We start from the raw sequence: 22,616 nt of genomic DNA, 5'->3' as shown, positions 1-22,616 counted from the left end.
AAAAGCCTTTGATTTAATGTATATTTTTAGATGATGCATAGTGCATCGTTAACCAAATTTAGACTCAGCTAAACCCTTAACGATACTCAGAAACACAAAGAGCAACACTAGGTTGCTCTTTGATTTAGCTGATACTTAGTCTTCTGTGATACTGGTTTCGTAACTTTCAGCATCAAGCAAGCCTTCAACTTCTTTGATGTCATCGGCTTTGATGCGGAACAACCAACCGTCGCCGTATGGGTCAGAGTTAACTAACTCAGGGCTGTCCTCTAAGTCTTCGTTAACTGCAACAATTTCACCGCAAATAGGTGCGTACACATCAGATGCCGCCTTGACCGATTCCGCAACCGCGATATCGTCACCTGCGCTAACAGTTGAGCCAACATCTGGCAATTCAACAAACACCATATCACCAAGCAATTCTTGGGCGTGTTCGCTGATACCAACAGTAAAAATACCATTGCCTTCTGGACGAACCCATTCATGTGTTGCGGCGTAACGTAAATCTGCAGGGATATTGCTCATAGTAGTTCCTAAATATTGAAGTCGTTTGCTCAAGTGAAATAACGGTAAACCGCTATTTCCCCAGTTGATTAGTTATAAAACGCTTTTACCATTTCGTACAAAGCTCGGCTTAACCACATTTACTGTAACCCACTTTTTACGTATTTCCACCTGTGCCGTTTCGCCCACCGGAGTAGGAACGCGAGCCATAGCAATACTGTGGCCCAAGGTCGGGGAGAACGTGCCAGAAGTAATCGTTCCTTCACCGCCTTCAACCTTAACCGGTTGACCGTGGCGTAAAACACCTTTATCGGTCATCACTAAACCGACTAGCTTTTCAGTGCCGGCGGCTTTTTGCGCTTCTAGCGCTTGGCGCCCAACAAAGTTGCGGTCTGCAGGTTCCCAAGATATGGTCCAACCCATGTTGGCTGCAAGTGGCGAAATAGTTTCATCCATATCCAAGCCATATAAATTCATGCCAGCTTCTAGGCGCAATGTATCACGTGCACCTAAACCGCATGGTGCAACACCTGCATCAAGTAGCTTCTGCCAGAAATCAGCAGCCTGCTCGTTAGGCACCATGATTTCGTAACCTGCTTCGCCGGTATAACCTGTGGTGGCGATAAACAAATCTTCAGCCTGTACACCGAAGAATGGCTTCATACCTGCGACAGCTTCGTTTTGTGCCGAAGAGAATAAAGTGGCTGCTTTTTCTTTAGCTTGTGGCCCTTGCACGGCAATCATGGCAAATTCAGGGCGCTCAGTAATGGTTACGTTAAAGCCACTGGCTTGAGACGTTAACCAATCCATGTCTTTTTCACGCGTGGCTGAGTTTACGACTAAGCGATAGTTTGTGGTTTCAAAGTGGTAAACAATCAAATCATCAATCACCCCACCTTCGTCATTTAACATACCGCTGTATAAGGCCTTGCCGCGCTCTTGAAGCTTAGCTACGTCGTTTGCCAATAGGTGACGCAAGTAGTCTTGGGCTTGCTCACCAGTGACATCCACTATAGTCATATGAGATACGTCAAACATACCAGCAGCGCGGCGCACAGCATGATGCTCTTCTATTTGTGAGCCATAATTGATTGGCATTTCCCATCCATGAAAATCAACCATTTTAGCGCCTGCTTCCAAGTGCTTACTGTGCAAAACCGTTTTATTGGGCATGTGACTTATCTTATTAAATTAACGTTGTGCCAGTATAGGCAGGCAAATAACTCACAACAAATTGGAAATATTAATGCTTACATTAACAATACTTATCTATAGAATAAGTTTCATCAGATTACTTAATCTATAAGGCTAATTATGAAGCAACTATCTCTAGACAACCTACGCACCTTTGTCACTGTGGTAGACCTAGGGGGGTACGCTAAAGCAGGTGAGTATCTTGGACGTTCTCAGCCGGCGATTAGCTTGCAAATAAAACGTCTGGAAACCCAATTAAATAAGCGTCTTTTCAGCAAGGCGGGGCAAAGGCATGAAGTGAACCACGACGGCCTTGGTTTATATCATCAAGCTAAGGCCATGTTAGTCATCAATGATGATGTTTTTCGTCAGTTTGAACCTGCCTCTATTCGCGGCAGATTACGCTTGGGGATCCCCAGCGAGTTTGCAACGACTTTACTGCCCGGCATAGTGGGTGAATTCAGCAAGTTGTACCCAGATGTATCCTTAGAAGTCACCTCTGCATTAAGTAAATCACTTTTAAGTGAGAATTTACGTCAAGAATTCGATTTGATTATGGCGTTGATCCCGCATAATCAACCGCTAGAGGGAGAACTACTCCTTGATGACGATTTGGTGTGGGTGGGCAGTAAAAATCAAAATTTTGTAAGCAACACATTGAGTTTGGTACTCGCACCGGACGGATGCATGTATCGAAGCCGAGTGATCCAAGCATTAAAACAGCAGACGACTCAATGGCGGATAACCTATACCAACGCTGATTTAGCTGGTATTACCGCTGCAATCAATCAAGGCTTAGGCATTACTGCACTTGCCAGAAGCAGTGTGCCCAAAGAGCTGAATATCATTCGTCATGAGATGTTGCCAGACTTAGGAAAAATTCGAATTGCGCTGTTTAATCAAGCACAACGATATTGGCAAGCAAGTGAAAAGTTAGCGGAGTTTATTAAGTCTCGACTAGGGGAAATTTAGTTTGGAGCGATATAAGCTTATACAAAAAATTGAATGTAAACTGTTATTAAAACAAATAAAACAACAGGGTTAAAAACATCTAATGATGATTTATTAGATAGTTCAATCTAACGGCTACCTTGCCAACCAGAACGTGTAGACAAATACAGGTAGGTGCTAGATTGAATTTAGATTCCGGTGCGCAATAAGAACATGCCGATACATGCCAGCAATAAAACAACTGAAAAAACTTCACGATTATATTTACCGTGGTAATACGCTTTACGGCGATCTTTTAGGGCTTGGTAAACACCTGATGCATCGTGTTCAGGCTTTCGGTCATACGTGTCGCGTCTCATAATATTATCCTCCACGATTTTGTCTTGTATCGGCCGAACGGTTAAAAAGTTAACCTTCAGCGACAAGAAACAAGTTTATCTCTATATATGGATAATATAATACCCTTTAAGTTCAAATTCATCTTTTTTTACTAAATATTAACAACTTAGCGTCGCTAATAGTTCCTTAAGACACTTTTAACTAGATATTTATGGTCCTAACAACTTTATTTAGTCGTCAGATTTTAATCGAACATAGGTTTTGTATTTCTTTTTGAGCAATTTATCAATGTAGCGCGTCAATTTTATTTTATGATCTATGGCATCGTCTAATGCATCTGTTAGCTCTGTTAACATGGTTTTATAATATGTAACGTCTTTAACTAATGGAGTCGTAGCGCCGTCAGTTGTTTCTGTCGGGCTTGTGGGTTGTTCAGCAACTTGTACCTGGGGAGCTGCTTCTTCGACAGTCACTTTTTCCTCAGGTAAAAACATTTCATCCGCTACTTCTTTTACCACCAGCTCAACGGCATCTTCATCGAAGGTTTCTAGCTCTTCAAGGAATCCATATAATAATATGCGATCCATCAGGGTATTTATTTTACGCGGGACACCACGGGTAAATACATATATTTTGTCGTAAGCATCGCTAGAAAAAAGCGTACTGCCAGTATAACCCGCTTGATGCATGCGATATTCGATATACGCTTGAGACTCAGCTTCAGTTAGTGGGGCTAAATGACAGGATGCCACGATCCGTTGGCGAAACTGCTCCATATTTGGCGCACGCAGTATGGGTTGTAGCTCTTCTTGGCCTAACAAAAAACTTTGCAATAAGGGTTTTCCTCCTTTTTGAAAGTTCGACAACATACGTAACTCTTCTATGGTTTCCAAAGGCAAATTTTGCGCTTCATCTACCAGTAACAATGCTCGCTTGCCTTGTTGATGTAATTGGGTTAAAAATGTTTCCAAGTCAGCTAAAATATCGGCCTTGGTACTGCCTTTAACGGGGATTTCAAACTTATTGGCAACCATTTTAACCAGTTCATCTGGCGTCAATTTTGGCGTCACAATTTGCGCTGCAACTATGCCTGCTTCCATAGCGTCAAGCAGACTATTGGCAATGGTCGTTTTACCGGTACCAATATCGCCAGTGATAACAATAAAACCTTCTGCTTGAGAGAGGCCATATTGCAAATAGGACATAGCTCGCTTATGCCATTTACTGGCAAAGAAAAAACTCGGATCGGGAGTCAATTGAAAAGGTTTAGAAGTTAATCCGTAATAATTTTCGTACATAAAAACGCAGAGTCCATTGGGCAAATCGCACAAGCAAATATTGTTCTAGCTTAAGCCATCAGGGTTATATATAGCAATGTCTAAGGAGATAAAGGCACACAATAATTAACCCTGTGGTGGCCAACGACAACTGCCCAGCATAGAGCTGGGGATATTCAATGCCGTTATACGACGTAGTAATAGATAGAAAAAAAGTGACAAATACACCCTGCGGTTACAAATAAGTGCCAGATAGGATGGGTATAGCGAATTTTTTTCGCTACATAAAAGATAACGCCTACAGTATAACAAAGCCCCCCCGCTACCAGCAGCCATAGACCTTCACTTGCCAATGACATATACAAAGGGTAGATAAAGAAAATAGCCAACCACCCCATAAGTAAATAGGTCATCAGCGAAATTTTTGGAAAACGCCCTGCCGCTAAACATTTGAAGCCAACACCTATAATAGCCAACGCCCAAACCAGTGAAATACCGATGACACCTACCCAGCCTCCTACCGCCAAAAGCATAAACGGTGTGTACGTGCCCGCTATCAATAAGTATATTGCGCTATGGTCTATGACCTTAAGCACGGACTTGATGTTAGGATTTGTGAAGGCATGATACAAAGTTGACGACAAAAACATCGCTATCATCGACACGCCATAGATAATCGAAGCGACTTGCGCTAACGTATCCGCGGCTCTTGATAGCAAAAAAACTAACCCTACCACAGATGCAATACACCCAATGCCGTGACTTAATGCGTTGAGCCATTCTTCGACGATCGTGTAGGGTTTTATGTCAGCGAGTGATGGAACCTGTTCTTGCATTTAAGAGCCTTAATATTGAGTGACGTGATAATAGTAATATTTGAGCGAACACTTGTACACTGAATAATTAACTGCCTTTTGGCATTACACTTAGTAGAGTCTTCATCAGTGCAACAATGGTTTTTATACATTATAGAAAACAAGTATCAGCATTATTACACTGGGATATGCAAAGACTTGGTCAAACGATTTGCCCAGCATCAAAATAGCGGTCCCTTGTGTGCTAAAGCCTTACGTGGAAAAGGCCCATTAATCATGATTTATAGCGTGTCTTTGGCCAGCCACTCAGAAGCGCTTAAAATGGAAATATGGGTGAAAAAATTAACGAAGAAAAAGAAAATACAGCTAGTTGATGGCGAATTAGATTGCCCATTCCATATTCAAATCGTGCCCAAAATCACAGTCACTGAATACGAATATAATACCATCACGACTTAGATATTCAACGAAGCAAGTAGGCCACTGCTTGCCCCTAATAGGTCATTTTTATGCAGCAGTTTCCAGTTTCTCAGAGTTTATCTTCAGAATTAATCGCCGTAGCTGAACGCCATTGGCAAGAATTATCCGAACATGCAAATTTTGATAGTCAGTGGCAGACACACAAAGATCCATTTTGTCAGGTCTTCGCTTTAAGCGACTTTATTGCTAGGCAATGCATCCAGCATCCGCATTTTGTTCCTCGATTAATGACACTGTTAGCTCAAAAAAATGCGCCTCCAGATTTTGAAGCTCTATTGACTGATACCTTATCTGACGTAACGAGTGAAGAGCAATTATTAAAAGAATTACGCCTTTTTCGACATTTACATATGGCACATATTGCTTGGCTTGATTTAACCAACCAACAACTTATCGAGACTTCATTAGCTCAGGTATCTGCGCTATCCCAAGCACTTATAGTACAGGCCAGTCAGTGGCTAAAAAATGAATTAGCCAAGCGTTTTGGTTTGCCTATGGGTGAGCTAGGCGAGCAACCTATGTACATTATAGGCATGGGTAAATTAGGCGGTCGCGAGCTTAACTTTTCGTCCGATATAGATTTGATTTTTACTTATCCCGAGCAAGGTATGACCGAGGGTGGACGCAAGTCTATTGAACATCAGCAGTTTTTTACCAAACTGGCGCAAAAACTGATTAACGCCTTGCATCAGATAACCGCTGATGGTCAAGTCTATCGCGTTGACATGCGCCTTCGTCCCTTCGGTGAAAGCGGCCCATTGGTCATGCACTTTGCTGCAATGGAAGACTATTACCAAGAACAAGGTCGTGAATGGGAGCGTTACGCCATGGTTAAGGGCCGAGTACTTAACCCTGATGACAACTACTACCCTGAAATAGCTGATGTTTTACGGCCGTTTATTTATCGCCGTTATTTAGATTACGGTGCGCTAGATTCGCTGCGCAAGATGAAAGCAATGATAAATAAAGAAGTACGCAGACGTCAGCTGAGCGACAATATTAAATTAGGCCAAGGCGGCATTCGCGAAGCAGAGTTTGTTGTGCAAAGCTTGCAGTTGATTCGAGGAGGAAGAGAGCCCGCCTTGCAAGAGCAAGGCCTTCTTTACAATTTAGCTTTGCTTAACGAAATGGAAATACTCCCCACTGAAGACGTAACCGCGCTCCGTGGCAGTTATCTTTGGTTACGTAAAGTAGAACATTGCTTGCAACAGTTCGATGATAAACAGACCCAAGTGCTGCCTGACAATACTATTGATAAACAGCGTTTAGTTGCCATTTTGGGACTAACTGATTATGCACAATTCATGGATCAGCTGAATATCCATATGGATATTATCCATGAACAGTTTTTATTGCTTATCGGCGAAGATGCGGCACCAGAGCTACAAAAAGACGAAGAAGCATTATCTCCCCTTGAGGATTTATGGCAACTTGAACTGTTACCCGAAGAGCGCGAAACGATATTAGAGCATTGGCTATCAAAGGAACAGGCTGATATTTTTAGTCAGGCACTCATTACGTTTAGCGACAGCCTAAGTACCAGTCGTATCGGCCAGCGCGGCGAAAACATACTGAATAAACTTATTCCTCAGTTGCTGCTAGTGATTTTGCAACAAGCACCAGATACCGCAAGCGAAAGTCTGAATCGATGTTTACAGGTCTTTCGTGCCATTTACGGTCGCACCGCTTACTTAGATTTATTATTTGAAAATCAAGGGGCACTAAAACAGCTCGTAAGTCTTTGTGCATCGAGTCCTTGGGTGACCGATCAGATTAGCCGCTTTCCGTTATTACTAGACGAACTACTTAACCCTGCACAACTGGTTAACCCAACTGAACTCACTGAATATGATGCAGAGCTTCGGCTAGCGATGTTGCGTGTGGATGAAACCGATTTAGAGCAGCAAATGGAAGCATTGCGCCAGTTCAAACTGTGCCAACAACTCAAAATTGCAGCGGCCGATATAACCGGTGTGCTACCTGTGATGAAGGTGAGTGACCATTTAACCTACCTTGCACAAAGTATCATTCGCCAAGTGGTAAATTTAGCTTGGCAACAAATGGCTGAAAAGTACGGTGAGCCTGATGGCACCGATCTACTTGACGATCAACATGAGATACTAAGTCGCGGCTTTGCCGTCATTGGCTATGGCAAGCTAGGCGGCTACGAACTGGGTTATGGCTCAGATCTTGATTTAGTCTTTTTGCATAACTGTAATAGCCGAGCACCAACCAATGGCCCTAAGGCGATAGATTCTGGATTATTTTATCTCAAATTATCCCAACGCATATTGCATCTATTTAATACCAAAATGCCATCAGGCCAATTATATGAAGTCGATATGCGATTACGCCCATCTGGCAATGCTGGGCTATTGGTTTGTCATATAAATAGCTTTAGCGACTATCAAAATCAAACGGCTTGGACTTGGGAGCATCAAGCGTTAACGCGGGCACGTTTTATTGTTGGTAGTACACAGCTAGCTCAGCAATTTCATAATGTACGCCATCAAATTCTAGCAAAAACACGAGATCTTGTTGCTTTGCGAGAAGAAGTGGCAGACATGCGCGAAAAAATGCGCCAGCACTTGGGCTCCAATACAAAAGATGGGTTCGATTTAAAACAAGACGCTGGCGGTATTGCCGATATCGAATTTATCGTTCAATATTTTGTACTCGCCTATTCTTGCGATGTTCCAGCTTTAACAAAATGGCCTGACAATGTAAGAATATTGCAACAACTTCACTCAAGTGAATTACTTAGCGCTGAAGATGCGCAAATCTTGAATGACGCCTACTTAACCTATCGAAACACCAATCATAGGTTAGTCCTACAACAGACAGCTGAAGTGGCTGATAGTAGTGCATTCCAATCGTTAAGAGACGGAGTTAAGCGCATTTGGCAGCAGATATTTGAGGTTTAAACTGAAGGATATTACAAAGATTTTTCACGTTACCCAGTGAACTAACGCACTTCTTTGCAGTTGTCTTTTAAGTATTGGCTGTTCACTGCTGTGATCACTAGCGATCGCTGTTTGGGACACACATAGGTTTTGACCGTGCCATCGAAATTGCTGTCTATAGCACGGGCAATCTCATCTAAACTCCCTACGATAGAATTATCAATTTGAAAACCGTGCTTAATGATAAAGTCACGATTAAGCTCCCAAATGACCTGTAATCCCTCTGACTGAGCAAAGCTAATAATGCTGTTACGTAGTGTTGAGCCCGCTTTGAAAGATCGGTGTTTATATTCTCCGACCCAATTAGACGGCAGCGGTTTTTGCAAGCTTTCCATCTTCTGCAAGCGCTCTGCTAATGGTATATCGGATATATTGACTTCATTAACAAAATCACCGATGTTTTCTTCACGTGGATGACGAGATGACAAACGGTATTCAGCATAAAAGTCTGTCATATTCTGAGAAACAGACTTAGGCCCTTCCCCGCCCTCAGGAATAGGCGCATTAATATTCATTTGTTGTAGCACAATCACAAAAACCGCAATCACGATCAATGCTAGCGCCAAGATCGTATGGCGCCACCAAGCATAGGATTGGGTTTCACTGGGGTTGTGTCTCATTGTTATCATTACTACCTTTCAAACTCTTACCGAACAAGTGTTAATGTACGCTATATATAATCACTTGGCTGCTAGTTATAAAATGAAGGTTCAGCTTTATTAGGCCGTGTTTTAAAGCGCTTATGCATCCAGAGATATTGTTCTGGAGCATCTAATACTAAAGATTCGATCATTTTATTCATACGCGTAACATCCTCTTTATCGTCACCAGATGGGAAATTCTCCAGTCCCGGAACGACTTTTATTTTATAACCCGTGGCAGTTTTAATTGATGCAAGAAAAACCGTTTCACAATTTGCTTCTTTAGCGAACAACAACGAGCCGGTTGTGGTCGCTGTTTCTTGAACAGCAAAAAAGGGCACAAATTCACTTTTAACTCGTCCATAATCTTGATCTGGCAGGTAAAAACATATCTCCCCCTCATTCAACGCCTGAATAAGCCCACGTACATCACGTTTATGCACCATATATTTGTTAGAACGATTTCGCCCGTGATACTGCATGTATTCCATTAGACGGTTGTTATGTTTACGGTAAAACGCCACCGATGGATTTTTAAGACCTGCCACGCGCACAGCAAATTCAAGATTCATATTATGTATAGCGTAAGCCAGTACGCCTTTACCTTTAGCCAATATGGCTTCAATGTGTTCATAACCTTCAAACTGCGCCATTTTTTTGATACGCCAGGTTGGCCACCACCATCCCATGCTAGCTTCGAGTATCGCCATACCCGCGTTTTCGATATTAGCAGCAAGGATTTTCTCGCGCTGAGCTGGGGTATAATCAGGAAAACACAACGCTAAATTACGTTTGGCAATCTGTACGCGTTTTTTTGCTAGGATAGACAACAGCTTTCCTAGTCCCCTGCCGATATAAGTTTGTAAGCGATATGGCAGCCAAGAAATCGCGTAAAGAATAACAATACTGATCCAAGTTAACCAAAAACGAGGATGAAAAAATGCGAGTTCAAATTTTGGTGCGGTGACAAAAGACTGGCGCAATACCCACTCCGAAGAAAAATTAATGGGCTATTGTAAGCGACAAATAGTCAATTACTATTTAACTGGGTATAAAATTTTATTTACTTTATTCTATACATATAGAGCGCGTACTTTTTTGTTTTGCTCGGTTGAGCAAAAAAAGCTGAATTACATTGATTTAAACGGAACATAGATGCCTCAACCTAACTATCTCGATGCATATTATTGTGGACTAGAAGCGGTAAACAGCGCGACTTTACACATAAGCAAAGACCAACAGGTAATATTCGCCAACCAGGCGGCCTGTTCATTATTTGGTTACAGCGCTGAAAAAATGGCAAATATGCACATCAGTCAGTTGCTAGAAAATTTTAGTCCTAATAAAAATCATCCGTTTAAAGATCATTTATTTTACAGTGAAACGAAAGAGCAAAAGCAGCTCAATGAAATATTCAAATGCCTACTCTTAAATGAAGACCATGTCATTGCAGAGGTCAACGTAAAGTCGGTAAATTGGCTTGGCACCGATACGTCTTATGTATTGAATATCAATCCGAGTAATATTCGTCCCCCCTCTGGAAATGAAGTCTACGACGTTATTCATCGCATAAATGTCGCCACCACTGTCGCGAAAATCGGCATTTGGGAATTTAATATTAAGCAGCAAACGCTTATTTGGGACGAGCAAATGTTTCAAGTCTACGGTATTGATCCAGCCAACTTTACTGGTCATTTAAGCGATTGGACTGATTTACTTCACGAAGACGACAAAGAAGGCGTTTTGGCATGCTTAGATCAAGCGTTAAACAATGTCACAAAACTCGACATCGCCTTTCGCGTTACAACCCCTGAAGGTGAAACCCGCCACATTCGGGCGTTTGGCAGACCAGTGCGCTATGGCGATGGTGATGGTGATGTTGATGTTTTAAAGATAATCGGCGTAAATTACGATATTGGCGAGCAGCAAGAACAACAAAAGTGGTTAGAAAACGGTTTACAAAGTAATGAGCTTTTTATCAAGGTATTACGCGAAACCGATAACGCAGTCATTATCACAGATGAAAACGTCAAAACGAAATGGATTAACCCCGGGTTTACCCGTATTACAGGCTATTATCTTGAAGAAATAGTGGGTAAGAATCCAGGACTCATATTACAAGGTCCGCAAACTAATCCGCAAACCATAGCTCAAATGGGACAAGCCGTTGCAAAGCGTGAACGTTTTAACGTCGAGATATTAAACTACCGAAAAGATGGCACACTATTGTGGTTAAAAATAAATAGTCATCCCATATACCAAAAAGGAAAATTTAGCGGTTTTATTGCCATACAAAGCGATATCACAGAGCAAAAGAACGCAGAATTTGAGCTACTAAAAGCCAATAGTATTAAAAATGCCGTGCTCGATAGCGCACACTTACTCATGGTGTCGTGTGACGCCCAAGGGCGCATTTTAACCTGTAATCAAACAACTGAAACGGTACTCGGTTACGCACGAAAAGCATTAAAACGAGACGGGAATATTCAGCAATTTATGCTGAAAGCCGAACTTGAGAGGTTTGCTCGCGATAGTCTTAACCCGCATCATTCCCCGCTTGAAGCTTTTTTCGATGGGGCGTCACAAGGCAAAGTCGACGAAAACCAATGGACCTTCATAACCCAAAATGGCACTCCACTACCAATGGAGGTGGCGGTAACTAGCATCCGTTCTCAGGACGGCCAGTTGAACGGCTATCTGTTGGTTGCCAAAGATATTAGTCAAATTAAACTATTAGAGAAGGAACGTCAGCGTCAGCAAGACCTATTAAAAACCACAGGTGAGATGGCCAAACTTGGCGGTTGGGAGCTAAATCTAAGTACCAACCAAGTAATTTGGTCGGATCAAGTATATCGAATCCATGAGCTTCCTATCGGCTCAGAAGTCGATTTAGACAGTGCCATGAATTTTTATCCCGAAGATGTGCGCCCAATGGTGCAAAATGCCATTAATAAGTCTATTGCCAACGGACAGAAATGGGATTTGCAGGTGCCATTTATCACGGCTAAAAACAACAATATATGGGTACGCGCCGTGGGGTATGCTGAATATCAACATGGTGAACCTGTAATGCTACGCGGTGCATTTCAAGATATTACTGAAATGAAAAAAGCAGAAGAGCACGCGAAGGAAGCGAGCCGTGCTAAAAGTGAGTTTTTAGCCAATATGAGTCATGAAATCCGCACTCCCATCAATGGGATTGTGGGGATGAATGATTTATTGCTGTCCACAGAATTAACTAAAAAACAACGCCATTTTGCTGAACTCGTGCACAGTAGTAGTGAATCCCTGTTACTGCTTATCAACGACATACTTGATTTTTCCAAGATAGAAGCCGGTAAATTAAGCATAGAGGCGATTGGCTTCGATTTGCATTTACTGTTAGGAAACATCATTGATACCTTTGCCAGTCGTGCCCAGCAGAAAGGTATTGAGCTAATATTTGATTTACATCCAGATGTGCCTCAATGGATAACAAGCGATCCTGGGCGAATTCGTCAGGTTTTAAATAACTTAATTGGTAATGCGATTAAATTTACCCACCATGGCGAAGTGATACTACGTGCAACTTTACACAGGGATAAACAACTTAAATTTTACGTAGTAGATACCGGTATAGGCATTCACGAAGATAACCAAAAAGCACTCTTCTCTAAGTTTATGCAAGTGGATTCCTCAACGACGCGCCATTTTGGGGGTACCGGGTTGGGTCTAGCCATTAGTAAGCAACTAAGCGAATTATTAGGTGGTGCAGTTGGTGTTGAAAGTAAGTGGCAACAAGGTTCTAGCTTCTGGTTCACGATTAAACTAGAAGCATTCTCTCGTGTTATTCCCCTCGACTCTGCACTTTTTGCAGATTTTGCAAAACCTGTACAGGTTTTGGTTGTACACGACAACACAACATTAAACGGTATTTTACAAAATTGGTTAGCGGCGCAAAATATCATTATGCATCATGCGAAAAATGCATCTCAAGCTTTGAAAATACTAAGACATCGACACCTAAGTGATACACCAATAGATGTGGCGTTAATCGATACTAATTTGTCAGGCATCAATGGTGTTGAACTAACCAAAGCCATTCGCAGCAATGATTTGTTCGAGAAGCTGCACATTATATTAATGACACCTCATGACTGGCTTGAGGCGGGTACTTCTAGTCAGCTAACCGGTGCAGTAAGTTATATTGCGAAACCCATTAAGCCCGCAACGTTGCATGACGCCTTCAACAGCGCACTAGACACTCAATCAACGTCTAAGCCCATTATTGCCGAGCCTACAGTCAGGTTGCTTAACAAATATCAGCAAGTGCCGCATATTTTGTTAGTGGAAGATAACTTTATAAATCAACAAGTGGTTATCGAGATGCTTAAGAAATTGAATTGCACGTTTGAAGTGGCTGAGAATGGTCAAGAAGCGATACATACCCTAGAACAAGCCGATAAAGCATTTGATACCATTTTAATGGATTGCCAAATGCCGATAATGGATGGGTATCAAGCAAGTCAGATTATTCGTAAAAACATGCATGAGAATTATGCCTCTACAATACCGATTATTGCGCTTACAGCTAACGCGATGAAGGGTGATCGAGAAGCTTGCTTGGCCGCTGGTATGAATGCATATCTGTCTAAACCGATAGTATTAGCTGACCTAAGAGCTGAATTGCACCAATGGCTTCGATCGTAGATTTGGCCAATACCATCGTAGCGTTGGCCTATTCCATTCCAAAGGGATCAATAGTCTTTGGCAATGGCCTTTAATTTCTTCTCAAACTGAGCCATATGCTCATCTTTTTCATAATCAAAATGGTATTGATTATGAAACCCAAAACGAAGTTTGACTAATTGGTCTTCCATAAAAATGGTATAGCCATCAAAATCACTAAATGCAGTCACGCCACCGAGTAAATAGCCTTCTCCTTTACGCTCTCCTTTTTCACGGATTTTCTCGAATACCGACAGTATAAATTTGCTATCTATGTCATTTTTCATGCTGCTGCCTTTTTAGTGATTAATCTTTATTTCACGTTTTCTTATTTACCCTAACGTGTCTGGTGATCATTATCGGCAATAACTACTTTAATAACCACTTAAGTAACTATTGCAATAACCGAGTTGCAATAACCGAGCCTGTGCAATAACTAAGCCTGCTGAGTATATTCACTGCGATAAGGGCATGGTTAGCTAATCGTGATCGTGCCCCATACTGGATGTTACATAGGGATGTATACGAACGATATCAATACCACATTTGACATCTATTGTAGCTTCATACACCTCAATGATCATTGACACCGCCGTGCTAGCAGGTAATTTTGGGATGCCTAAGTACAAAATATACACACTTTTCCTAGGCAAGAGAGCAAATAACATCGGCTAGTGCATCAGAACATGGTTTACGTTAATAACGTATCTTAAATATATGCACACATATCGGCATGGGCCACAGAAACGAAAAAGCCACTGTTTTTATGCAGTAGCTTTGGTTTATACCTGACGTATTAATTAATCAACTAGCGCTTGATAAGCGATATTCTTAAAGTCTTTGTTATAAGAGAAATAGCTTGAAGGCATAAGCTGAGCCATAGAAATCACAATCATTTGCTCTTTAGGATCAATCCTAAAGTAAGTTGATGCCGCTCCTGCCCATCCATAATCACCTTTTGAACCCATAGTATTTGCACCCTGCTCATCAACGGTAACAGACATCGCTAAGCCGTAACCTTCGCCAGTAGAAGAAGGTTCAAAAGGGATTAAACTAGCTGGCAAATGATTGGTACGCATATATTCAACGGTTTTGCGCCCAAGAATACGTTGGCCTTTATATTCACCGTCATTTAATAACATTTGCGTAAAGGTATAATAGTCTTCAATGGTAGAAACTAAGCCACCACCCCCTGATTCAATTTCAGGCGCAGACAAATAATCGCCCAAAGGTTCGTTTTCCATCGGGACTGTTTGGCCTTGCTGGTTAATCACATAGATTTGCGCTAAGCGGTCTTTTTTATCCTCTGGTACATAAAAGCCGGTGTCATTCATTTTCAGAGGATTAAAAATATGCTGCGTAAAGTACTCACCTAATGTTTGGCCAGATAAACGTTCAACTAATACACCAATAATATCGGTGCCGATACTGTAATGCCATTTCGTTCCGGGCTGATGATTTAATGGTAACTTAGCTACTTCTGTTAATAAGTCTTCACGCTTGGTTTTACCCGAAAAAAGTGCCGACTGTTGATACAATTTATCCACTGGGCTTTGGCTAAAGCCGTAACTAAAACCAGCAGAATGGGTAAAAAGCTGCTTAATCGTCATGACCTTGTTGGTGTCTTCAAGGATCATTTTCTCGCCGTCCATTCCAGCATATACCTTTAGGTTTGCCAACTCAGGCAAGTATTTACTCACGGGATCGTTCATCTGGAATTTACCTTGTTCCCACAAGGTTAGCGCAGCTACTGCTGTAATTGGCTTGGTCATTGAGTAAATGCGAAATATTGTGTCTTCGGTCATAGGGGTTTTCGCTTCACGATCGCGATAACCAACGGCTTCAACATGTACTACTTTACCTTTGCGAGCCACTAAGGTAACGGTGCCGGCTAACTTTTGTTGATCGACGAACGCCTGCATTGCCGGTTCGATCCGCTCAAGACGAGCTTCAGACATGCCCACTTTTTTAGGCTTTGTTACACGAATATCTGCAAAGGCAGTCTGCACTAGTAAGGCACTCACGGCACTTGCTAGTAAGAATTGATTGATTTTGTTCATTAAAAACCTGTTTTAGGATAAGAGTCAATTATTGCATTTAGGATATATCATACTAATGTGACAAATCATCAAAATTAACAATAAGCTATCATTAGTCCCAGATATAAACACCAGTAATAAAGGCCCAATACCGCTGGTTATCCCATCGAACCTCTGTAAATCAACCCACTCTTATACATTTTCACACCACATGCCATTGTCATTTTTTTTATATTTTTGTTTGACAGCAGACCAGGCAACCTTGTGCGCCACCTCTTCTCGGCTTTGATGGCCCCGGCGGTCCTCGGGATCTTTATACTCATCCCAAGCACTATTAAAAGCGGCAAGATAGATACTTTGCGCTTTTGGCGGTAATGCATTTTGAACGCTGTTAGGTAAGTCTTTGTGAGAATTATATGGCATGTTTATCCCCTTCACTTGATAAGTGGTATCGTACATTTGCTGGCTGTTTTAAACATCTGCTTTAAAAGATGGTTTAGTCAAATTAGTAAGCAAAAAGGATTCCACACTGAAATAATGAGCCGCAAAAATATGTGCCGTCAGGAAATGTGTAAACCTGCGCTATGAATGACGGTAATTTAATTAAGATAGTGATTAACGTAAGTGCTGTACTGGGCCTGTCTCTGAATAAAAGAAAGGCTAGCGACATGACTTATTTGGCATATTTAAGGGGACGACACAATCCCCTTGAATTGTATAAATAGCGGTGATTTATTTACTGCGAAAGGTGCGTAGTAATTTACTCGCTAGTGAAACAACTACTAACACCAGCCCTCCGGCTGTAATCCCTATTACACCGTCAGCCACCACAGGTAAGGCAGAATTAATTATGCTCCCTAAGCCAGAGAATGACGCTAGCACGTTGGCGACGAGGTGATGAATAACCGGTACGCTATGTACTATGATGCCGCCACCCACTAAGAACATGGCTACCGTTCCTATAATGGCAAGGCTTTTCATTAACAAAGGTGCAATGATGAGCAGGCTGCGACCAATAAACCGCTGAATGGCGTTAAAGGAACCAGAGACCGATTTACGTAGCATATACAAACCCGCATCATCAAGCTTTACAATACCAGCAACTAAACCATACACCCCAATCGTAATGGCTATGGCCAACAGCGACACCACCACAATCTGTGTACTTAAGGGTTCAGTCTGTACAGTGCCTAATACGATCACCACGATTTCTGCTGATAGAATAAAGTCGGTTCTAATAGCACCTTTTATTTTGTCTTTTTCCAAGGCCACTAAATCAATTTTAGGGTCAGCCAACGCACTCAACTTAGCTTGGTGCTCTACATCAAGTTCATCCTTGCTGTGCAACCATTTGTGAGCGACCTTTTCAAAGCCTTCGAAACATAAATAGAGACCACCAATAACCAATAAAACGGTAATCAGCCAAGGCAGAAACGCACTAATAAGTAATGCTGAAGGTACTAAAATAAGCTTATTCAGGAATGAGCCTTTGGCCACTGCCCACACCACGGGTAGTTCACGTTCAGCTTTTACGCCTGACACCTGTTCCGCATTTAAGGCAAGATCGTCTCCCAATACACCAGCGGTTTTCTTGGCCGCAACTTTCGATAAGATCGCCACGTCGTCGAGAATAGTGGCAATGTCATCAATTAGAGCAAGTAAGTTTGCAGCAGCCATTGGCAAGTTCCTAAAAAATTGATTAATACAAAATGAATTATTCGGTTATCACGCTCTTCTGTGCGTTATCACCTTGTAGCAATAACATAGCACTGAGGGAGATAAGCTGTACATTGTCGTCTGCTAATTTCGGCAGCCGTTGCTGCAAATATGCAATGGTCTGACGATGAGGATGACCAATGGCTAACGAACGCCCGTATTTGCGCGCTTTTCTCAGTAAAAGATTAAATTGACGATCAATTTTTTCGACCGCTAAATCATTATCTAAAAACACGTGCCGACGCATGGTGGGCACGTGACGTTGCTTGGCAATAGTTTCAGCTTGTGTAAGAACAGTTGTACGACTGTCAATAAATACTAATCCATGTTTATACAGATAGTTCATGGTCGTGCGCATAGGATGTTCAAGTTGCGTCAACCGGCTACCCATATGATTATTCATACCTAAGGCGTTAGGCACGCTGGCAAACGCCGCATTGAGGGTTTGCACTATGGTTTTGTCATTCATACTCGCCAATAACACATTCGGCTCTTGCTTTATCCCAGCCATAGATTCCATAGGCATATGCAATAAAAATTCTCGTTGTTGCTCTTGGGCCAAAACGGCATATTTTTGGCTCATACTTTTATGGGGCAAAATTGACACAGCAACATTTTTAGGTAGCGCGAAAGCGGCAGCATCGCGAAGGCGATTATTACCAACGTCGTCAATTATAATGGCGATTTGTGCACTCTTCACTGGCATTGCAGGTGCCCATAATAGCGCCACCGCCAGACTAAAAATGCCTAACGAAAAACGCACCATCATTTGTGGTTAGCCATTATAATTTTAGCCACTGTGTCGGATTGATCGGATCGCCCTTATAACGGATTTCAAAATATAAATTCGGTGATGATTGACCACCACTTTGTCCTACGAGAGCAATAGGTTCTCCTGCCGATACCGTATCGCCCGTTTGGTGCAGTAAGGCCTGATTGTGCCCGTATAGACTCATATAGCCCTTTCCGTGGTCGACAACGATAACTAATCCAAACCCACGCAACCAATCTGCGTACAAGACCTTACCATGATGAATCGCCACCACATTGTTGCCCGCATTAGCATCAACAATTATCCCTTTCCAGCGCACTTGTCCTTGACGCTTGGTACCAAACAATTTGCGTACTTGTCCCTGAGCCGGCCTAAGTAACTTACCTTTTAATTTAGCCAACCCGTCGAAGGTGGTAGGTTTTTGGGCCGCTAAACGTTCGGCTTGGGTAATTGCTTTACGTAAATTCTGTTCGTTTGCTTGCAGCTCTTCAATTTTAGCGGCATCGGTTTCGATAGCGGATTGCAGCTTAGTCAAGGTTTGCTCTCGGTTGCGCAGGCCTTGAGTTAATGTCGCTTGTTGAGCTTGCTGGCGATCGAGCAAATTTTGTAGACTATCCTGTTTTTCAACCAAGGTTAAATTAACCTGAACTAACTCGTCACCTAATTGGCGAAATTCATCGATAATTTCACGTCTGGCTTTGTTGAGATATTCGTAATAAGTGATAGTACGCTCAAACTTTGCTGCATTTTCTTGATTTAGCAGCATTTTGGCATAATCGTAATTACCAGTCATAAACGCACTACGAATTTGTTTGGCTAAGGTATCTTGCTGCTGGGCTAATTTACGCTGAATTTCACCCTGACGTTTTTTGAGCGTTTGCTGATCTTGTTGATTTGCTTTTAATGCTTGCTCAGTTTTATTAAGTGCTTTAGCTGCCGAGGCGATTTTAAGTTCGCTTTGTTTTAATTCGTTTTGCAACTGCTTGGCTTTAACTAACTGCCTGGCAACCTGCTGTTGTTTTTGCTTAATTTGTTTTTGTAGTGCCTGTAACTCGTCTTTTGATTGTCCAAGGGCGTGAAATGGTAAAAAACAGACAAACAAAAAGCACCATAGCAATGGTGCTTTTTTGTTCTTAAACCATAACAACAATGGAAGCAAAAGAGCTACTTAACCAAAGTTACAATGGGCGTTCCAGTCATTTCTGGTGGCTGCTCCATACCCATCAAATGCAGCATGGTTGGTGCTACATCACTTAGTGTACCACCTGAACGCGCAGTGGTCTTTTGACCCACATGCCAGAACGGCACTAACTCGCTCGTATGTGCCGTGTGGGCTTGACCCGTGCTTTCATCAGCCATTTTTTCAGCGTTGCCATGATCAGCCGTAATCAAGCAATCCCCACCGACTTTTTTAATAGCTTCAACGACACGACCAATGCAGGTATCAACAGCTTCACACGCTTTAACTGCTGCATCGAAATTGCCTGTGTGACCTACCATGTCACCATTTGGGTAATTACAGATAATCGCATCAAATTTACCCGATTCAATTGCCGCGACTAATTTGTCGGTCAATTCCTTCGAATTCATTTCAGGCTGTAGATCATAGGTTGCAACTTTTGGAGAGGGTATCAAAATACGCTCTTCGCCTTCATACAAATCTTCTTTACCGCCACTATAGAAAAACGTCACGTGAGCAAATTTCTCAGTTTCTGAGATACGCAACTGTGTTTTACCGTGACTCGCTAACCACTCCCCCATAACATTAACCAACGGTACAGGCGGATAAGCAGCGGGGGCATCAATGCTTTCAGCATATCGAGTGAGCATAACAAATGCTCCTAAATCAATATGTTTGCCTTTGTCAAAATCATTAAAATCGGCTTCCACGAAAGGACGACTGATTTCCCGAGCGCGATCAGCTCTAAAATTCATAAAGAGCAAGGTATCGCCAGCTTCAATTGGCACAGCCTCGCCAATTACGGTAGGTTGCATAAATTCGTCGTTTTCTTCACGGGCATAAGAATTCTCTAACCCTTCAACCGCACTCGCTACATTAAATGCGCCTTCACCTTTGGCAATCACCTTGTATGCTTTTTCGACGCGGTCCCAACGAGAGTCACGATCCATGGCGTAGTATCGGCCGATCAATGTGGCGGTTTTCCCCACTCCCAGCTCTGCAAATACATTGTCTGCGGCTTCTAACGATGCTTTAGCACTGCGAGGAGGCGTGTCACGGCCATCTAAAAATGCGTGTAAGTAGACTTTTTTCGCGCCGCGCTTAACGGCTAGTTTGATCATTGCGAAAATGTGATCTTGGTGGCTATGCACGCCACCTGGTGACAACAAGCCCATGATATGAACGGCTTTACCCTGTTCAACAGCTTTATCAACATTGCTAACTAATACTTCATTCTCAAAGAAATCACCATCTTCAATGGCTTTAGTCACGCGAGTAAAATCTTGATATACCACTCGACCAGCACCCAAATTTACATGGCCCACTTCGGAGTTACCCATTTGCCCACCTGGAAGACCTACGTCCATACCAGATGCAGAGATCAGCGTATTGGTGGTTTCTTTAGTTAAGCGGTCAAGTACAGGTGTGTTTGCGTGGGCAATGGCGTTATTAGCAGTATCTTCTCGATGTCCCCACCCATCCATAATAATTAGGGCTAACGTTTTTTTGCCTTGGCTCATGATTGTCTGTCTCCGCTGGAAATTAGTTTAAAAAAGTAACGTGGGGTTAAAACGGTTAAATACAAAGTAAACGTAAACAGTTTACCATCACATCGGTCATATTATCCTGTGTATCTTTGCTCGTCACGGGCAATTAGAGGAAAAAACCCTCCGTTTACAAAAGCTTATTTTATTAGTTAGGCCAAGACACGGCTATGCCACTGGTTTTAGGCCGTAACTTCTATATACTTTGCACTCATTTTTTTACCTTGAATGTATCAAAGAGGCGCAATATTTATGGATCAAGTGATTGAATTTGCTACAAATCACTACATTTTAGCGGGTTTATTCGTCGCTTTATTATTATCACTACTATACACCACGGTTGCGAGTTCATTTTCGAAACTAAAAGAGCTTAGTACCCACGAAGCAACACTTTTAATGAATAAAAATGATGCCATGGTGCTAGATATCCGCCCTGTGGCCGAATTTAAGAAGGGTCATATTTTAGGTGCTAAACAAATAAAGCCCGAATACGTGACGAAGGGCGATTTTACTAGCCTTGAAAATCAAAAAGACAAACCCATTATTGTTGTGTGTGCAATGGGAATGACATGTAAACGTACTGCCAACCAAATGCTTAAGGAAGGTTTTGAGCAGGTAACCGTTCTTAAAGGTGGAATGAACGCTTGGCAAGGCGCCAGTCTTCCTATTAGCAAATAAACAAAAAGGTATATTTATCATGAGTAAAGTCGAGATTTACACTAAAGGACATTGTCCATATTGTCACCGCGCCAAAGCATTATTAGAGCAAAAAGGCGTGCAATACACAGAATTTAAAGTGGATGTTCAACCCGAATTACGCGCAGAAATGATTAAACGCGCAAATGGCGGTTCAACCGTGCCACAAATATTTATTGGTGCGCAGCATGTCGGCGGTTGTGACGATATGTTCGCATTAGAATCACAAAATAAACTAGATACATTACTTTCTGCTTAAGCAGAAAACTTAAGGAAGCAAAATGGCTGAAGAAAACCAAACAAATCCAGCTGACGCAGCGCAAGCCGCTCAGGGACCTCAATTCGCAATTCAACGTATCTACACCAAGGATATTTCATTTGAAACGCCAAACTCACCAGCTGTTTTTCAAAAAGAATGGAAACCTGAAGTTCAATTAGATTTGGACACTCGTAGTACACTGATTGAAGAAAACGTCTACGAGATCGTCTTGGCAGTGACCGTGACGGCTATGTTAGGTGAAGAAACAGCCTTTTTATGCGAAGTACAGCAAGCGGGTATTTTTGCTATAGGTGAAATGCCAGAGCAAAATAAAGCGCATATGTTGGGTTCTTTTTGCCCGAACACGCTTTTCCCTTATGCTCGTGAAACGATTTCTAATTTAGTAAATCGTGGTACTTTCCCACCGCTTAATCTTGCGCCTGTTAACTTTGATGCTATTTTTGCGGCTTACATGCAAAAACGTGCGGCTCAACAAGCTCAAGAGCAAGCACCTACGCAGTTAGACGCGTAAGTACTAA

Annotated in this window: 21 protein-coding genes; 7 read left to right on the top strand and 14 right to left on the bottom strand. The window is 42.2% G+C overall.

The window, feature by feature from the left end; all coding sequences use genetic code 11:
• Positions 1 to 135 precede the first annotated feature (135 nt).
• Complete coding sequence (gcvH, locus tag GQR89_RS03515; RefSeq protein WP_158768787.1) at positions 136 to 525, bottom strand: glycine cleavage system protein GcvH; 390 nt, start codon at positions 523 to 525, stop codon at positions 136 to 138.
• A gap of 72 nt (positions 526 to 597) precedes the next feature.
• Positions 598 to 1,677 carry a glycine cleavage system aminomethyltransferase GcvT gene (gcvT, locus tag GQR89_RS03510; RefSeq protein ID WP_158768786.1) on the bottom strand — a complete coding sequence of 360 codons (1,080 nt, stop codon included), beginning with the start codon at positions 1,675 to 1,677 and terminating at the stop codon, positions 598 to 600.
• Positions 1,678 to 1,818: 141 nt separating this feature from the next.
• Between gcvT and GQR89_RS03505 the strand changes: the two genes are divergently transcribed.
• On the top strand, positions 1,819 to 2,670 hold the full coding sequence (locus tag GQR89_RS03505) for a LysR family transcriptional regulator (RefSeq protein ID WP_158768785.1): 852 nt from the start codon (positions 1,819 to 1,821) through the stop codon (positions 2,668 to 2,670).
• A 167-nt stretch (positions 2,671 to 2,837) separates the two neighbouring features.
• Here the strand turns inward: GQR89_RS03505 and GQR89_RS21260 are convergent, their stop codons facing one another.
• From GQR89_RS21260 to GQR89_RS03495, 3 genes are all read right to left on the bottom strand, one after another.
• Complete coding sequence (locus GQR89_RS21260; RefSeq protein WP_199271366.1) at positions 2,838 to 3,008, bottom strand: hypothetical protein; 171 nt, start codon at positions 3,006 to 3,008, stop codon at positions 2,838 to 2,840.
• A 210-nt stretch (positions 3,009 to 3,218) separates the two neighbouring features.
• On the bottom strand, positions 3,219 to 4,286 hold the full coding sequence (locus tag GQR89_RS03500; protein WP_158768784.1) for an XrtA/PEP-CTERM system-associated ATPase: 1,068 nt from the start codon (positions 4,284 to 4,286) through the stop codon (positions 3,219 to 3,221).
• Between the two features lie 164 nt (positions 4,287 to 4,450).
• A complete protein-coding gene (locus GQR89_RS03495; protein ID WP_158768783.1) occupies positions 4,451 to 5,101 on the bottom strand; it encodes a hemolysin III family protein in 651 nt (216 codons plus the stop codon).
• A 108-nt stretch (positions 5,102 to 5,209) separates the two neighbouring features.
• On the opposite strand from GQR89_RS03495, the gene GQR89_RS03490 reads away from it, so the two are divergent.
• Together GQR89_RS03490 and glnE are read left to right on the top strand one after the other, a co-directional pair.
• Positions 5,210 to 5,539, top strand: coding sequence for a GIY-YIG nuclease family protein (locus GQR89_RS03490; RefSeq protein WP_158768782.1), 330 nt, complete (start codon positions 5,210 to 5,212; stop codon positions 5,537 to 5,539).
• A 50-nt stretch (positions 5,540 to 5,589) separates the two neighbouring features.
• Positions 5,590 to 8,484, top strand: a complete 2,895-nt coding sequence (glnE, locus tag GQR89_RS03485) for a bifunctional [glutamate--ammonia ligase]-adenylyl-L-tyrosine phosphorylase/[glutamate--ammonia-ligase] adenylyltransferase (protein ID WP_158768781.1) — start codon at positions 5,590 to 5,592, stop codon at positions 8,482 to 8,484.
• A gap of 41 nt (positions 8,485 to 8,525) precedes the next feature.
• Here glnE and GQR89_RS03480 read toward each other — a convergent pair whose 3' ends face one another.
• Positions 8,526 to 9,143, bottom strand: a complete 618-nt coding sequence (locus GQR89_RS03480) for a TcpQ domain-containing protein (RefSeq protein ID WP_158768780.1) — start codon at positions 9,141 to 9,143, stop codon at positions 8,526 to 8,528.
• 71 nt (positions 9,144 to 9,214) lie between these two features.
• A complete protein-coding gene (lpxL, locus tag GQR89_RS03475; protein WP_158768779.1) occupies positions 9,215 to 10,147 on the bottom strand; it encodes an LpxL/LpxP family Kdo(2)-lipid IV(A) lauroyl/palmitoleoyl acyltransferase in 933 nt (310 codons plus the stop codon).
• Between the two features lie 172 nt (positions 10,148 to 10,319).
• Between lpxL and GQR89_RS03470 the strand changes: the two genes are divergently transcribed.
• Positions 10,320 to 13,853 (top strand): PAS domain-containing hybrid sensor histidine kinase/response regulator, encoded by a 3,534-nt coding sequence (locus tag GQR89_RS03470; protein ID WP_158768778.1) that lies wholly within the window; start codon positions 10,320 to 10,322, stop codon positions 13,851 to 13,853.
• A gap of 47 nt (positions 13,854 to 13,900) precedes the next feature.
• On the opposite strand, the gene GQR89_RS03465 is transcribed toward GQR89_RS03470, so the two are convergent.
• The 7 genes from GQR89_RS03465 to gpmI form a co-directional block, all read right to left on the bottom strand.
• On the bottom strand, positions 13,901 to 14,158 hold the full coding sequence (locus GQR89_RS03465; protein WP_158768777.1) for a DUF3081 domain-containing protein: 258 nt from the start codon (positions 14,156 to 14,158) through the stop codon (positions 13,901 to 13,903).
• Between the two features lie 513 nt (positions 14,159 to 14,671).
• Positions 14,672 to 15,931, bottom strand: a complete 1,260-nt coding sequence (locus GQR89_RS03460; protein WP_158768776.1) for a serine hydrolase — start codon at positions 15,929 to 15,931, stop codon at positions 14,672 to 14,674.
• 171 nt (positions 15,932 to 16,102) lie between these two features.
• Entirely contained in the window at positions 16,103 to 16,333 is a 231-nt protein-coding gene (locus GQR89_RS03455; protein WP_158768775.1) for a ChaB family protein, read from the bottom strand.
• Between the two features lie 309 nt (positions 16,334 to 16,642).
• The gene (locus tag GQR89_RS03450) at positions 16,643 to 17,587 is read right to left on the bottom strand and encodes a DUF808 domain-containing protein (protein WP_158768774.1); all 945 of its coding nucleotides are present in this window, start codon (positions 17,585 to 17,587) and stop codon (positions 16,643 to 16,645) included.
• Positions 17,588 to 17,624: 37 nt separating this feature from the next.
• Positions 17,625 to 18,395: a divergent polysaccharide deacetylase family protein gene (locus tag GQR89_RS03445; protein ID WP_233269062.1), complete on the bottom strand. Its 771-nt coding sequence runs from the start codon at positions 18,393 to 18,395 to the stop codon at positions 17,625 to 17,627.
• 13 nt (positions 18,396 to 18,408) lie between these two features.
• Positions 18,409 to 19,500: a murein hydrolase activator EnvC gene (locus tag GQR89_RS03440; protein WP_158768773.1), complete on the bottom strand. Its 1,092-nt coding sequence runs from the start codon at positions 19,498 to 19,500 to the stop codon at positions 18,409 to 18,411.
• Positions 19,501 to 19,562: 62 nt separating this feature from the next.
• Complete coding sequence (gene gpmI / locus GQR89_RS03435) at positions 19,563 to 21,098, bottom strand: 2,3-bisphosphoglycerate-independent phosphoglycerate mutase (RefSeq protein ID WP_158768772.1); 1,536 nt, start codon at positions 21,096 to 21,098, stop codon at positions 19,563 to 19,565.
• 276 nt (positions 21,099 to 21,374) lie between these two features.
• Here gpmI and GQR89_RS03430 point away from each other — a divergent pair, with 276 nt between their 5' ends.
• Genes GQR89_RS03430 through secB form a run of 3 tightly spaced genes read left to right on the top strand, consistent with a single transcriptional unit; the run spans position 21,375 to position 22,609 of the window.
• The gene (locus tag GQR89_RS03430) at positions 21,375 to 21,800 is read left to right on the top strand and encodes a rhodanese-like domain-containing protein (RefSeq protein WP_158768771.1); all 426 of its coding nucleotides are present in this window, start codon (positions 21,375 to 21,377) and stop codon (positions 21,798 to 21,800) included.
• Between the two features lie 19 nt (positions 21,801 to 21,819).
• Positions 21,820 to 22,077, top strand: a complete 258-nt coding sequence (gene grxC, locus GQR89_RS03425; RefSeq protein ID WP_158768770.1) for a glutaredoxin 3 — start codon at positions 21,820 to 21,822, stop codon at positions 22,075 to 22,077.
• 22 nt (positions 22,078 to 22,099) lie between these two features.
• Positions 22,100 to 22,609: a protein-export chaperone SecB gene (secB, locus tag GQR89_RS03420; RefSeq protein WP_158768769.1), complete on the top strand. Its 510-nt coding sequence runs from the start codon at positions 22,100 to 22,102 to the stop codon at positions 22,607 to 22,609.
• Positions 22,610 to 22,616: the final 7 nt, after the last annotated feature.

Source organism: Paraglaciecola sp. L1A13, assembly GCF_009796745.1.
In the GTDB taxonomy this organism is placed as follows: Bacteria; Pseudomonadota; Gammaproteobacteria; order Enterobacterales; family Alteromonadaceae; genus Paraglaciecola.
This window is presented reverse-complemented; position numbering and strand designations above follow the sequence as displayed.